Source organism: Acidobacteriaceae bacterium (assembly GCA_035944135.1).
Taxonomy (GTDB): Bacteria; Acidobacteriota; Terriglobia; order Terriglobales; family Acidobacteriaceae; genus Granulicella.
The window spans coordinates 518,552-533,597 of record DASZBM010000002.1 but is presented as its reverse complement, the minus strand read 5'-3'; the positions used below and the strand labels follow the sequence as shown (position 1 = coordinate 533,597).

Here is a 15,046-nt window from a genome sequence, read left to right as displayed (position 1 = left end):
TCAACTATCGCCTCGGCGCCAGCTCCTGCACTAAATGTCCCTGAGCGTCGAAGAAGCCGAGACTCGGCGTTCCGTCCGGTCCCACCTGCATCACAATCCGGTTCTTCCCATTGGCATCCGTAAGCGAAACGCTGGCAACCCCGGGGGTTGCATGGCCGATCCATATCCTTTGACCGCCCTGGCTCACAGCCAGACCGGCAAACTGGTTGTCCTTATCGTCCACACCTGCAAGCTCAATGTTCTGGCCCGCGCCATACTTGTCGAACGACAAACTGCCGCCGGAGTCCACCACCTCGCCCTTCTCGTTCTTCTTTCCGCCGAAGATCAGTCCGCCGTCCTCCGTCCCTTCGTCGTTGTAAAAGATCATCCCGGCCTGGGGTCTCCGCTCCCCATTCTCGGGTTGCTCTTTCCCCTTGATGATCACCGGCGGCAGCCTGTTCTTATTCGAGATCACCATGCGCAGCGTGCCGTCGGGTTCCACAACATCGATCCGATGCACGCGCAGCTCGTCGAACTCCTGGATGCCCTTCTTCGCGCCCATCAGAACGACACCGAGCAACACCGTACTCACAACAGCCGAATACACGACAAGGAACTTCTGAATCGATGTCCGCATGGCGAAACTCCAAAGTTGAAGGTCACGACTCTACAACTCGAAATGGTCGCACCCTCCCGGCAGAATCGGCAAAATCGCCTCGGAAGATCTGACCCCTACGAACTTTCGCGCATACCTTCAGGCGCCTTCGCTACCACGGGCCGCGGCATTCTCTTCGCCACTGCCAGCCCGACTCTCCACAGCAGCAGCACAGCCAGAACCGCCGTCACCTTCCACGGCGTCCGCACTCCGCTCTTCACCAGCCACCAGTAATGAATCACCGCAAGAACTCCGGCGACATAAATAAGCCGGTGCAGCTTATTCCACGCGGGACCGCCCATCGCGCGCAGCACGCGCTGCGGACTCGTCACCGCCAGCGCCAGCAGAATGATCCACGCCGCCAGGCCCACCTGGATGAACCGCCGCTTCTCCGCATCGTCCAGCATGCTCGGCCAAATGAGCACAAGCTGACGCCACGGCTCAACGAGATGTCCGGCACGCAATCCCGCAATCGCCGCTGCCGTGTCGTACCCGGAGAACAGAAACACATACGTCGCCAGGTGGAGGCACGCATAGAAAAAGCAATACAGCCCCAGCATCCTGCGAAACCGAATCAGCCAGCCGAGCGACCGATGCAGCCGCCGAACCGGCGTCACCGCGAGCGTCACCAGCAGCAGCCACAGCGCCCAGTCGCCGGTGAAATGCGTAATGTAATTCACCGGATCGGCAAACGTCGCCAACTGCCCATCGCGATACAGATGCAGCAGGTACGCAAACGGCAGCAGGCACAAAATGTGCACCACCACCTTCAAATATGGAATCGCTTTACTTGGCATTCGTAAGAAGAGATCACAACCCAGGAATCAAAAATTCAGCTTCACAGCCACTCTGGAGCTGAGCTACTAACGACTAACCACTGACCACTAACCACTCGCGCCTCAATAATTCTTCTTCAAATCCATCCCTGCATATAACGACGCAACCTCGTCGTACCCGTTGAACATCTGCGTCGGAATATTCTTCGGCAGGAATCCAGGACCAAGAAACCGTTCATGCGCCTGCGACCACCGCGGATGGTCCACGTGCGGATTCACATTCGAATAAAACCCATACTCATCCGGCGCCGAATCATTCCACAAAGTGTGCGGCTGCTTGTCCACAAACCGTATCTTCACAATCGACTTCGCCGACTTGAACCCATACTTCCACGGGACAATCACCCGAATCGGCGCGCCCTGCTGGTTCGACAGCACCTCGCCATAACTCCCGAACGTCAGCAGCGTCAGCGGATGCATCGCCTCATCCATCCGCAGCCCCTCCGAGTACGGCCAATCAAATCCGCCCGGAAGACTCATTCCCCGCCCTTTGTCCGTCGTAATGAACTGCACATACTTCGCGCTCGGCAGCGGGTCCGCAAACTTGATGAACTCGCTCAGCGGATACCCATCCCACGGAATCACCATCGACCACGCCTCAACGCATCTAAACCTGTACACGCGGTTCTCAATCGGCCTGTAGTTGATGATGTCGTCGATGTTCACCGTCTGCGGCTTGTTCACCAGCCCTTCGATCTTCACCGTCCACGGCCGGATCTTCATCTTCCCCGCATTGTGCGACGGATCGCTCTTATCCGTTCCGAACTCATAAAAATTGTTGTAGCTCTGCGCCTTCGCCTCCGGCGTTACATCCCGGTCCGTCACGTTATAGTTCGACGGCACCGTCTTCAGCTTGTCCAGTCCCCACGCCGCGTCCGGAAGCACGGCCGCCGCTCCCACCGCGCCCATTCCCGTCAGCAGCCTTCGCCGGCTCATCTGAAACGCCCTGTACGTCTCCTTCGGAGTAATCTCCGACGACGCAATCTCCTTCTTCGTCCTGATCAACATACGCAGCCTTCCTCGCGCCTTCCCTATAACGATACGCTCTGACCACGCCGCTCGGATTGCATCTAGGACCTCACAAAAAACACCACCGTCCCCGTTACCACCACCGCACCCGCAATCATCAAGTCCGTCCCAGACCCCCTCCGCACAAACACGATGTACGCAAACCCCACCAGCGCCACAATCGGCGGCACCGGATACATCCACATCCGAAACGGCCGCTTCATCTCAGGCCTTCTCTTCCTCAACAACATCACGCCCACATGCTGCAGCGAAAACTGCATCACAATCCGCACCACTACCAGCGCCGCAATCACATGCGCCAGCGAGAAAAAGCAGCACACCGCCGCCACGCCCGCCAGCGTCAACAGCGACACATACGGAAACCGCCCCTTCGCATGCAGCCTCCCAAACACCGCCGGAAAGTTCCCATCCCTCGCCGCCGCATACGGTATGCGCGAGTACCCCAGTAGCAGCGAGAACACACTCCCGAACGCCGTCACCATCACCAGCACCGCGGCAATCCTCCCCAACACCGCCGCCGCGCCCACACCAACCATGGGCGCATACGCCATCCGCATGAACTCCGACAGCATCGCCTGCCGAATCTCCGGCCGCTGCGCCTTCATCAACCCCGGCGCGCCCATCACACTCAGCACACTCGCATTCAGCGCCAGATACAGCACCGCCACAATCGCAATCGACCACAACACCGCCCGCGGAATCACCCTCCCCGGATCCTTCGCCTCGCCACCAAGAAACGTCACGTTGTAATAACCCCAGTAGTCATACGTCGCCCACAGCATCGCGCTCGCCAGCCCCGCAAAAAATCCCGCATCCAGATGAAACGCGCCACTCGGCACCGCCACCACCCGAGCCCACTCGCCACGCCACACGCCCGTCACCACCGTCCACGCGATCGTCGCCAGCACCACCACCAGCAGCCCCTGCGCCACGCGCTTCACGCCACTCAGCCGCCGATACTGCAACGCCACAGCGACCACCACACTGGCCACCGCAACCCACACCGCATGCCCGGCAAGCCCCGGCACCACCGCGCCTGCATACATCGCCACGCCAATGCACCCACTCGCCACACTCAGCGGCGCCGACAACAACAACTGAAACGCAAACAGAAAACTCAACCACCTGCCCACGCGCCCCGGATACATCTCGTGCAGATACGCATACGTCCCACCCGCCTCGGGCATCGCCGCACCCAGCTCCGCCCACACCATCCCATCGCACGCGGCGAGCAGCGCACCCAGCACCCATCCCACCATCGCCTGCGGCCCGCCCATCGCCCCAATCAGCAGAGGCAGCGTAATAAACGGCCCCACGCCGATCATGTCCAACAGGTTCAGCGTCACCGCTCCCCGCAGCGTCAGCGTCCGCTCCAGCCTCTGTTCCCCACCATTCATTCCAGCAAGTCTATGACCCACAACACATTCTCATCGACAAATCACACTCACTCGCATACGCTTCCTTCACCGGGCCACAACCTCATCCTGGAGTCGCCGACCAATGGCTGCACCCAGCAGCACGCTTCCGCCTGCGCGGTCCACACCCTCGCGCCGTCTCTCGACCAAGCACACCCTCTGGCTCTTCATGGCCATCGCGTCGCTCTTCGTCTTCATCACCACTGACCTCTTCATCGCCTTCGACTACCCGCTCTACCACGCCTACCGCCTCGTCATCATCCACGACCGCGCCCTCCTCATCCCGCACGCCCTCTTCGCCTCCGCCGCCTTCATCGCCGGCCCCATCCAGTTCTCCTCGCGCCTCCGCGCCCGCCACCTTCAACTCCACCGCATCCTCGGCCGCGTCTATGTGTTTTCCGTCCTCGCCGCCGCCACATTCGCCTTCTTCATCGAGCTCGGCCGCGACGACTTCGCCGGCGTCATCGTCCAGATCTCTCTCTGGATCCTCTGCACCCTCGCCGCCTTCATCACCGCGCGCAACCGCCAGATCGCCGTCCATCGCCAGTGGATGATCCGCTCCTACGCCCTCACCTTCACCTTCATCGTCAACCGCCTGCTCAACCTCTGGCCCCGCTTCGAGAACATGCCAGGACCCCACTTCGCCTGGTGGGACGCCTACGTCTGCATCCTCATGCTCGTCGGCTGCGACCTCGCCTTCAACCGCCGCGAACTTACCCACCGCCGCGCCTGAGCCTTCCGTGCACAACAAATCCGGGTGCCCCATCTTCGCGACGCCGGATGCCGGGTGCCCCATTCATGCGCGTCTCATCGCGCATGAGTGGGCTAGCACGATGCCGCATCCCCCCAACTCTGTGCGAATCTAAACCTCATGCACCGATTCGCGCCCGTCGCCCTTGCGACCATCCTCGCCGCAACCGCCCCGGCCCGCGCCCAGGCGCAAAACGGAATCCAGCCCCGCGCGCAGGCCCCCACTCCCTTCACCGTCCCACAGCCCACCGGCCGCTTCACTGACCCCGCCAACCTCGCCGGGGAGCGCGTCCGCCCGCGCGATGGCCGCGAGCTCCCCATCAACGGAGGCCTCGGAGCCAATGGGCAGCCCGACAACGCACTCGGCCTCGCGCAAATGCTTCGCCGCCTTAACACCCGCGCCTCGCTCATGCTCATCGTCGCCCACCCTGACGACGAAGATGGCGGCATGCTCACCTACTACTCCCGCGGCCTCGGCGCGCGCGTCGCCATCCTCACCCTCAATCGCGGCGAAGGCGGCCAGAACGAGATGACCGGCGATTTCGACGACGCGCTCGGCCTCCTCCGCACACAGGAACTCCTCTCCGCCGACCGCTACATGGGCGTCGATCAGATGTTCGGCACGGAGGTCGACTTCGGCTTCACCAAAACCAAAGCCGAAGCCTTCCAGAAGTGGAACCATCAGCGCGTCCTCTACGACGCCGTCCGCGCCGTCCGCATCTACCGCCCACTCGTCATCGCCTCCGTCTTTTCCGGCGCCGTCACCGACGGCCACGGCCAGCACCAGGTCTCCGGCCAGATCGCCCAGGAGGTCTTCAAAGCCGCCGGCGACCCCAACGTCTTCCCCGAACTCACCCGCGAAGGCATCCTCCCCTGGCAGCCACTCAAGGTCTACGCCCGTGTGCCGTTCTCCCGCGTCACTGACAAGGGCCTTTACGACTACGCCACCGGCCAAACCGTCCCCGCCGAATTCACCAACTACGTCACCGGCCAGACCTTCACCACCGAGCCCACGCCAGACGTCACCATCAACGAGGGCGACACCGATCCACTCCTCAGCACCTGCTCCGCCAACCCCGCCGATCTTCCTGCGTCACTGCGCCCCACATCCAGCGCAACACGAGGCTGCGAGCCGCTGTCCTACGTCCAATTCGCCCGCATCGGCCTCGGCCTGCAGCGTTCCCAGATCGGCGGCGGCGACCGCATCTCACGCGCCGGTCGCGTCGACGTCGGCTATCATCTCTACGGCTCGTTCGTTTGTGGACCCGGACTCCCCAATCCCACGCCCGGATTGTGCACGCCGCATTTTTCAGCGGCCAAGGCAAAAGCGCCAACGGCGCGCTCTATACCAGCCCAGGGCAACGCCCTGGGTAAGGCGGATAGAGGAGAACCAAGCGCTGAAGGCGCGCCCTACAACCCCGCGCTCACCCACCAACCATCCTTCTTCGACGGCATCGACACCTCCATCGGCGGAATCGGCGGCATGCTCAACAAGCTGTCGGTTGAAATCCGTCTGAATCTCGATAAGCTCGACCACACACTGCAACGGTTGAGTGACTCCTACGACCTCGCCCATCCAGATCGGAGTGCTCCCGCTCTCGCAAAGGCTCTCGCACAAACAGACTCCATTCTGAGTGCAGTTCATAGCAGCAAGATCAACGATGTAAATAAGGCACAAATCATCTTTGAACTCGACGTCAAGCGCGCCCAGTTGAACGAGGCTCTCTCAATGGCGCTTGGTCTCTCACTGGATGCCACATCGCAGACGAGCAATCTCGTCGCAGGTGAGAACGTCAGCTTTCATACTCATCTGGCCGAATCTTCTTCCGTCCCAGTCAGTTTTTTCAATGAAGAGATCAAGACCCCCTTCGATCCATGGCATGACATTGTGCGTTTGGGAACGATTCCGCCCGCAGTCGTCACGCTTGACAAAGATTTTTCCATCACCATCTCGTCGCACCCTGCGCATATCTCACGGCCATACTTCACTCGGCCGAATGAGGAGCAGCCATACTACGACCTGGTGAATCCCTCGCTTCGCAACGCACCGTCCACACCATCTTCCTTCGTCGCCTCTGCCACAGTTATCTACCAGGGCCAATACATTCATATTCTTCGCGTCGTTCACTCCGGCCCGCAACCCGTCCAGATCATCCCGCCCGTCAGCCTCACCCTCGATCGCAACGCGCAGGTCATCCCCGACGGCACACACTCCCTCAACCTCGACGTCCACACGGAAACCGAAGACCACCCGCAAGGCGACCTCCGCCTCCAGGCCCCAACCGACTGGACCATCCGCTCACCCCAGCGCCCCTTGCGCGCAGGAACTGAATCCTTCTCCACATCGCTCCCGGCGCCTCTAAATACATCAACCCTCAGAGCCGAAGCCACGATCTCCAACACCACCTACACCGAAGGCTTCCGCGCCGTCGGCTACGGCAACCTCCCGCGGACCAACTTCTACACACCCGCAACGCTCCGCGTCGTCCCCGTCGACCTCAAACTCCCAACCGAGAACAAGCGCCGCATCGCCTACCTCCCCGGCACCGGTGACGACGTCCCCGCAGCCCTCGCCTCCATCGGCCTCAACCCCACCATCCTCAAGGTCTCCGACCTCACGCCCGAAAAACTCAAAGCCTTCGACACCGTCGTCCTCGGCGTCCGCACCTACAACGCCCACCCCGACCTTCACGGCGCGCCCACCCACGCCCTCCTCGACTTCGCCCGCAGCGGCGGAAACGTCGTCGTCCAGTACCAGACCCCCGAGTTCACCGCCGCCGACGCCCCCTATCCCTTGGTAGACCACAACGAGCGCGTTATCGACGAAACCGCACCGGTCGTCTTACTGACAACTGAAAACTCCAAACTGAAAACTGATCCGCAAACCGAATCCGCCGAGTCCCTCCTCACCACCCCCAACAAGATAACCCCCGCCGACTTCAACAACTGGATCGAAGAGCGCGGCCACGGATTCCTCGACACCTGGGACCCCCACTACACCGCCCTCACCGAAACCCACGACCCGGGCGCCCCCGCCGAGCACATCCTCCCGCAATCCCCCCAGCGCGGCGGCCTCATCACCACGCCCCTCGGCAAAGGCCGCTGGACCTACTGCGCCTTCGCCCTCTACCGCCAACTCCCCGAGGCCGTCCCCGGCGCCTTCCGCCTCTTTGTCAACCTCCTGAATCCATAGCACTTACAATCCACGCCAGCACCCCCTGAGCAGCTTACCCCTTTATTCTCAAGACTTTGCAAAAAAGTCCAAGCCTAACTCTAATGTTCTGAATACTTTGCACAAAAACAGGGGGGAGCGGGTACCCCAACAGCAAAAAACAATGGCCTCCGAAAAGGAGGCCGTTGTTTCGATTGAATTGCGGTTTAGTGCGTCGTGTGATGAGTGGTCGTGTGGTGCACAGGAGCCTTCGCCGGAGTCTTCTTCGGGGTCACCACTGAGGCATCGCTCATCGTGAGCATCAGCGGCTTCTGAGTGTAGCTCGCATACGTTCCGTCCAGCGTGACCGTATCGCCAACATTCGGCAGCGTCTTCAACGGCTCCTTCATGTTAAAGGTGAAGTCCGCAATCGGCTTCGGCTGCGCCTGCTTCGCATCATCCGACACGGCAACCTGCAACTGGTCCGGCGTCGCAGCCACTACAACCGCACCCGGAATCTCCACCGACTTGCCCTTGACCGTGTCGAACACCTTGTCGGCATCGGCGGGCTGGCCGTAGGTCAGCACGAACTCCTTATCGCTTAGCGCCAGCGTTGCGAGATCAGGCGTCGTGGAGATTAGGTTCGAGACGATGTCCTCAGGCTTCGGAGCCGGTGTGACCGTGAATCCAGCCGGCGGATCGACGTTCGTCTGAACCGCCGTCTGCATCGCCGGATAGCCGTCCTTCGATCCGTGGTACTTCGTGTAGCAGTACGTCGCGAGCTGGCCGATCTGCGTCTTGTACGGCTCGGGAGCGAAGTTGGCCGCACGCGTCGCGTACCAGGCGCAGTTCAGGTAATCCGGCGGCGTGGAGGTGTAATACGCCTGCGCCAGGATGTAAACGTCCTGCAGCACCGGGCTCGGCTTCTCCGTCAGCGGCTCATTGGCGTCGATCTCGGTCTTCAGCTCCTTGATGGCGTCAGCGTTGTCCTTCTTGGCGATGTCATCGTCGGCGATGGCAGACTCGAAGGTCGGTGCCGCAGCGGTCTTCATCGCATTGAAGTCCGCATCGGACATGTCCTTCGGCTTGGTGGCATTCAGACCGGTGTTTGCGTAGGTGGCGACCTTATCGAGCGCAGCCTCCTTCGCCGTGGCATCCGTCAGCTTATCGGCGTCCGCTCGACGGTAGTAGACCTCGAGCGTCAGTGCGCGAATATTGTTGGGGTCAATCGCCAGCAGACGGTCTGCAGCATCAAGCGTCTTCGCCTCGTCATTCTGGCTCGAATAGAGGTAGATCAGCTGGTTCATCACATCCGACTTGACCGCTGAGTTCGGATACGCCTTGAGGTAGTCCTCAAACGCCTGCGCTTTGGCCTGAGGCGTCGTCGCGGTAACCGCGGCGTTGTACTTGGCGTACTCCTCCTGCGACATCTGAACGCCACTACCACCCGGAGCGGCCTGTCCAAACGCGGGCTGGATTGCAAAAGGAATCAGAGCGGCCGCTGAGAGCAGCGAAGCCAGTACGACCTTCTTCATAAAGAGAGCTCCTCGAAAAATCAATAGTTTCTGCCTGGGATAGCGCACCGCCAGCCTGACGCTTCCATCGCGCTTCAGCTCTCGCGACCTACGCTCGATGATGCGGATTATATGAACCGTGTTGCTCGATGCGCAACCAAGGTTCGTATTTCCTTCAGTTGGCATAAGAATGGAGAGTCCGATACGTGCCGTCACCCTTGCTTGGACGCTCTTAGAGCGATGTTTGTCATGGGTGAGCGAAGATTAGCGAATTTGACGACCCAGCACACGGAGGATGTGGAAATCGCAACATCTAGACATTGGGACGCCTTATCCACAAGATGTCGCGCCGGTACTGTTGCTTCAGCAGATTCCTCCCCATACGATTCAGCTAGCAGTCGCGGCCGCACAGGCGTCCCCTTAAACTGTAAGAGGTACCGTCCCTTGCTCAAGCTCAAAAAAGTACAGATCCTCGGCTTCAAGTCGTTTTGCGACCGCACCGAAGTGCAGCTCGCCGGTGAAGGCATTGCGGCCATTGTCGGGCCGAACGGCTGCGGAAAGTCGAATATTTCGGACGCCATCACGTGGGTGCTCGGCGAGCAATCCGCCAAGAGCCTGCGCGGCATCAAGATGGAAGACGTAATCTTCGCGGGCACGCGCGACCGCAAGCCGACGGGAATGGCTGAGGTGTCGCTTACCCTCGTTGACCCCGAGGTGTACGACGGCCAGACGCTCGCGGATGGCGAGCCCGACGTCGTGATCGACGGCGAGGCTACTGCCACCACGCTGGTGCGCGCGGACGGCGATTGGGACGAGACTGCGCTGCGTGCCCAGGCTGCTGAAGAGACCGAAGAGGCTGTGATCGACGCACAGCCCGGCCAGACCTACGAAACCGAGGTCAAGGCGAAGAAAACCGATGCTTCTGCGCAAATAGAAGCGGGCAGCAACGTTGTGCTGAAGGTGCGGCGGCGCAGGTTCGGCCGCACGCCGGTGCGTGCAGGCGAACTCACGATTACGCGCCGCCTGTTCCGCTCCGGTGAGAGCGAGTACCTGCTGAATGGAAAGATCTGCCGCCTGCGCGATATCCAGGACATCTTCATGGGCACCGGTCTCGGCGGGGAGACCTACGCGATCATCGGACAGGAGCGCATCGGCCAGTTGCTGAGCTCGAAGCCGCTCGATCGCCGCTCCATCATCGAAGAGGCCGCGGGGATCACGCGCTTCAAGACGAAAAAGCGGCTGGCGGAGCTGCGGCTGGAGTCTGCAAAGCAGAACCTCGCGCGCGTAAACGACATCTTTGAAGAGGTCACGCGGCAGATGGGTTCGCTGAAGCGGCAGGCCGCCAAGGCCGAGCGCTACGGCGCCCTGCGCGATGAACTACGCGGGAAGCTGCGCGTAGTGATTGCGAGCCGCCTGACCCAGATGGATGCGGAGCAGACTGCCACTGCAACAGAAATCAGCAGGCTCGCAGGTTTGATTGATTCGCAGGCTGCAGAGCTAGAGACGATGGACGCGGAACACTCTTCGGGTGTGGCGCGCGGGTATGAGCTCGACGGACAGATTCGCGAGGCGGGCTCGCGTGCGAACTCGAGTGCGGTGGAGTTGGAGCGCATCACGGCGCGGCAGGCTTCGAACACCGATCGCATTGCCGATCTCGAACAGCGAATGACGACCGCAAACGATGATCTCGCGAATGCGCGCGGACAGTTGGAGACGCTGGCGTTTGAACGTGAGCAGCACCGCAGCTTCCTGGAGAACGCGACGGCGGAATCGAATGGGTCGCGCGAGGCAGCACAGGCCAAGCAGGCGCAGGCCCATGAATCCACGCGCAACGTGCTCGCCGCCGAAGCCACTGCCGAAAACCAGCGGCGCGCGGCGATGCAGTCGATGCAACGGGCAGCGCAGGCAAACAACGAGATTGCGCAGGCTGAGGCGGCGCTGCAAGGGCTGGAGCGGGAGAACGAGCGGTTGGCAGCGGAGTCCGAGACCGCGCGTGGTGAATTGGAAGCACTGGGCGCGCAGCGCGGACAGGTCGCGATGAACTTCGAGAGCGTAACGGAGCGCTTGAAGCGGCTCGAGGCCGAGATCATTGAGGTTCGGCAATCATTGCAGCAGAAGCGCGAGGCGGAGACGCAGTCGCGGCGGCGCGGCGATGAACTGCGCGCCGAAATGGCCACGCTGATGGGACGGCGCAGTTCACTTGAGTCGCTCATCCGCGAGCACAGCTACTCGACGGACACGGTTCGGAATCTCTTCCGCGCAAACGCGCAGCGGCAGCAGGCGGGCGGCATTGCGCCGGTGGGAACGCTGGCGGACTTCCTTGAAGTCGAGGGACAGTACGAGAGCGTTGTCGACGAGTTCCTGCGCGATGAGCTGAATTACATCGTGGTGAAGAGCTGGGACGCGGCAGACGAGGGCATGCGCATGTTGCACTCTGATGTGGCCGGGCGCGCGACCTTCCTGGTGCACCCGAACGATGCGCAGGCTGCCTTCCCCTTCGTCGACGGCATGGAGAGCGCCACACACACAACCCGCGGCATCGTTCCGCTTAAGGACTGCATCCGCGTGCTTGACGGCTTTGGCAAGTCGCTAGAGGTGATCCTGCCCAAGCTGCGCGAGGGCTTTGTCGCGCCAGATGCAGAAACCGCGCGCTCCCTCGCGCTCTCGAATCCGCAGTCGTTCTTCCTTTCGCCTTCAGGTGAGACCTTCCACAACGTCACGGTGACCGGCGGACGTCCGCGCGAACAGGGCCCGTTGGCGCTGAAGCGCGATCTTGCCGAGGTGCAGACGAAGCTGTCAGCAGTGGAGGCAGAGCTTTCGCAGAGTGAACTGGCGAGTGCTTCTCTCAGCCGTGAGATTACGGAGCTGACGGCGACGCTGGATGCGAAGAACAATGAGCGGCGCGATGCCGAGCGCGAGAGTGCGAACTCCGGCGCGGCGCTGCGCCAGATGGAATCCGAAGTTGCGCGCATCGAGCGTAGGCTGCAAGAGTGGCAGCTTGCGATGGGCCGCAATGGCGATCAGCGCCAGGTGAAGCAGGACCTCATTGGCCGCAAGCGAGAGGAAGCCGAGCGGTTTGAGGCTGAGCGCGCCAACATCGAGCGCCAGGTGAGCGAGCTGACCGAGCGCATCGCCAGCATGCGTGCGAGTCGCGAGGAGCTGCAGGCGGAGGCTTCGGCGGCGAATGCGGCACTGGCGGGGCTCGAAGAGCGGCGGCGCAATGCGAACGCCAACTTCGAGCAGACGAACCGGCTCTACGAGTCGCAATCGCAACGCATCGCGCAGCTCGAGCAGCAACTGGCGACGGCAGCGGCGGAGAAGTTGCGCCGCGAAGAGGAGAACGGGATGCTCGCGCAGCAGCAGACCGAGCTTGCGGAGATGCGCGCGCAAGCGATTGCCGAGGGAGAGACGCTTTCGGCTGAGGCAACGGCGTTGCGGGCTTCGATCGCCGAGCTCGACGCGAAGCTGCGCACGCTGCGGCACGAGACGGAGGCGTTGCGCGAGCAGCGCGCGACGCTGTCAGCGCGGGCGGCAAAGCTGAGCTCGGACATCGAGCATCTTGAGGGGACGTGCATTGCGGACCTGTCGGTCGAGGCGGCGACACTGCGCGAGGATCAGACGATTGCGCATCTTGAGGGCGAGGCGTTGAGTGCGGAAGACGAGGCGGCGCGCGGGTTGAAGCAGAGGCTCGAGGCGATCGGCCCGGTCAACATGATGGCGCTCGAAGAGTACACGGAAACGGCCGAGCGGCACGGATTCCTGGAGTCGCAGCGCAAGGACCTGGTCGAGTCGATCGAGAACACGCAGGCGTCGATCAAGGAGATCGACGAGGTTTCGCGCGTGAAGTTCGATGAGGCGTTCAAGGTGATCAACGACAACTTCTCTGCAACGTTCACGAAGCTGTTCGGCGGCGGGCAGGCGTTCATGCGGCTGACGGATCCCGAGGCGGAGAAGAGCGACCAGAGTGGCATCGACATCATTGCGTCGCCGCCGGGCAAGAAGCTGCAGAATGTGCTGCTGCTCTCGGGCGGTGAGAAGGCTCTGACAGCGCTGTCTCTGCTGGTCGGCATCTTCCAGTTCCAGCCGGCGCCCTTCTGCGTGCTGGACGAGGTGGATGCTCCGCTGGATGAGACGAACGTCGGACGCTTCGCGCGGTTGATTGCGGATATGGCGGAGAATACGCAGTTCGTGGTGATCACACACTCGAAGCGCACGATGGAGCAGGCGGACGTGATGTATGGCGTCACGATGCAGGAGCCGGGCGTGTCGAAGATTGTGTCGGTGTCGTTGGGCGGACGCTCGCAGGGCAAGGAGTCGCGTAAGGCACAAGCGGCGTAGACATGATCGAAGCGGCCTATACCCTCAGCGAGGCAGAATTCATGGAAGCGCAGCGGCTGTGGTGTCCGCAGGTCGCGCGTAGGGTCCCAGGTTATTGGCTGATGCAAATTACAGCCGGGATATTCGGAGCGTGCTTCGGCTGGAGCTTGCGATATCAGCCTTTTCCGCTGATCGTGGCCTCAATTCTTTCCTTCTGCTCGGTCCTGGTCGTAGGCCAATGGCGGAAGAAGGCGGCACGTAAGTACCAATACAAGTTTAAGAATGAATCGTTGGAAGAGACTTCCGTGCGCTTCGACGACGAGGGCTATCGCGACCACAAAGCAAACAAATGCGGTGGATGGATCAACTGGGACGGGTTTTCCGGATGGCGTGAGACGCCCCGCATATTTGTGCTTGGTCGCGGTGTAATGTTTATCACCGTGCCGAAACGCCCATTCTCTTCCGAGCAGCAAGAGCAACTGCGAAGTCTTTTTGCGCAGCGCATCCGAAACAACGCTTGAGGCTGGCCGATGAATCCGCTGGACTGGATGCTCGCGGTGCTGCTCGTGTATTCGACGATCCGCGCGGCGATGCGCGGGCTAGTGCGCGAGATGTTCGCGCTGGGCGGGCTGCTGGTGGGGTTTGTGCTGGCGTGCTGGTACTACCGCGAAGTCGCGCAATTTTTGCGTGGGCTGGTGAACTCGGAACCGCTGGCGGACTTCTGCGCGTTCCTTTTGATTGTGTCCTTAGTAATGATCGCGTCGACGCTCGCGGGTACTTTGGTCCGGCGAGCGGCGAGCGTAGTTGGGCTTAGCCCGTTGGATCGCCTTGGCGGAGCAGCGTTTGGCGCGGCGCGTGGGCTTGTGCTGGCGATGGCGCTGCTGCTGGCGGTCACGGCGTTTCTGCCCACCGCACCCTGGGTGCAGGGCTCGAAATTTTCTCCCTATTTGCTTCGCGCCTCGCATGCTGTATCCTTCGTCATGCCGCGACAACTGAAGCGCCAATTGGTGGAGGGTCTGGACCGGCTAAAGCACACAACGCCCGACTGGATCAACTACGGCACTTCGTCGCACACTGGCAGTTAAGTCAAAAGAAAAAGGAAACCGCGAGTGAAGCGCGAACTCGACAATCTCGTCCTCCAGATGCACGCCGCGGGCATCAGCTATGCCGATGCGGTTCGTGAGTTCAAGAAGCGGTTCCTGCTCGAAGTGCTGGTTCGTCATCGCGGCAATCAATGCAAGGCGGCCGAGGAGCTCGGCATGCACCGGAACACGCTCAGCCGCACGCTGGCTGAGCTGGATCTGGATTCGGCGCAGATTCGCCGAGGGATTCGCCGTCCGCCGCGCTCGGTGCGGCCGGTGGCGCGGCCTGGCCTGCAGGTTGTAGGCGGCCGATAACGC

At 61.6% G+C, this 15,046-nt stretch carries 11 protein-coding genes; 6 read left to right on the top strand and 5 right to left on the bottom strand.

The window, feature by feature from the left end:
* Positions 1–4: 4 nt before the first annotated feature.
* From VGU25_04890 to VGU25_04875, 4 genes are all read right to left on the bottom strand, one after another.
* On the bottom strand, positions 5–616 hold the full coding sequence (locus tag VGU25_04890; GenBank protein HEV2576526.1) for a hypothetical protein: 612 nt from the start codon (positions 614–616) through the stop codon (positions 5–7).
* Between the two features lie 95 nt (positions 617–711).
* Positions 712–1,431, bottom strand: a complete 720-nt coding sequence (locus VGU25_04885; GenBank protein HEV2576525.1) for a protein-methionine-sulfoxide reductase heme-binding subunit MsrQ — start codon at positions 1,429–1,431, stop codon at positions 712–714.
* 102 nt (positions 1,432–1,533) lie between these two features.
* Positions 1,534–2,478, bottom strand: coding sequence for a protein-methionine-sulfoxide reductase catalytic subunit MsrP (msrP, locus tag VGU25_04880; GenBank protein ID HEV2576524.1), 945 nt, complete (start codon positions 2,476–2,478; stop codon positions 1,534–1,536).
* A gap of 62 nt (positions 2,479–2,540) precedes the next feature.
* Positions 2,541–3,917, bottom strand: a complete 1,377-nt coding sequence (locus VGU25_04875; GenBank protein ID HEV2576523.1) for an APC family permease — start codon at positions 3,915–3,917, stop codon at positions 2,541–2,543.
* Positions 3,918–3,999: 82 nt separating this feature from the next.
* On the opposite strand from VGU25_04875, the gene VGU25_04870 reads away from it, so the two are divergent.
* Both VGU25_04870 and VGU25_04865 read left to right on the top strand, forming a co-directional pair.
* Positions 4,000–4,647 carry a DUF2306 domain-containing protein gene (locus VGU25_04870; GenBank protein HEV2576522.1) on the top strand — a complete coding sequence of 216 codons (648 nt, stop codon included), beginning with the start codon at positions 4,000–4,002 and terminating at the stop codon, positions 4,645–4,647.
* Between the two features lie 138 nt (positions 4,648–4,785).
* On the top strand, positions 4,786–7,857 hold the full coding sequence (locus VGU25_04865; protein ID HEV2576521.1) for a PIG-L family deacetylase: 3,072 nt from the start codon (positions 4,786–4,788) through the stop codon (positions 7,855–7,857).
* 185 nt (positions 7,858–8,042) lie between these two features.
* Here VGU25_04865 and VGU25_04860 read toward each other — a convergent pair whose 3' ends face one another.
* A complete protein-coding gene (locus VGU25_04860; GenBank protein ID HEV2576520.1) occupies positions 8,043–9,350 on the bottom strand; it encodes a hypothetical protein in 1,308 nt (435 codons plus the stop codon).
* 423 nt (positions 9,351–9,773) lie between these two features.
* Here VGU25_04860 and smc point away from each other — a divergent pair, with 423 nt between their 5' ends.
* From smc to VGU25_04840, 4 genes are read left to right on the top strand one after another with little or no spacing between them, the layout of a single operon-like run.
* On the top strand, positions 9,774–13,667 hold the full coding sequence (smc, locus tag VGU25_04855; GenBank protein HEV2576519.1) for a chromosome segregation protein SMC: 3,894 nt from the start codon (positions 9,774–9,776) through the stop codon (positions 13,665–13,667).
* A gap of 2 nt (positions 13,668–13,669) precedes the next feature.
* Positions 13,670–14,167: a YcxB family protein gene (locus VGU25_04850; protein ID HEV2576518.1), complete on the top strand. Its 498-nt coding sequence runs from the start codon at positions 13,670–13,672 to the stop codon at positions 14,165–14,167.
* Between the two features lie 9 nt (positions 14,168–14,176).
* Entirely contained in the window at positions 14,177–14,731 is a 555-nt protein-coding gene (locus VGU25_04845) for a CvpA family protein (protein ID HEV2576517.1), read from the top strand.
* 24 nt (positions 14,732–14,755) lie between these two features.
* Positions 14,756–15,043, top strand: coding sequence for a helix-turn-helix domain-containing protein (locus VGU25_04840; protein HEV2576516.1), 288 nt, complete (start codon positions 14,756–14,758; stop codon positions 15,041–15,043).
* Positions 15,044–15,046: the final 3 nt, after the last annotated feature.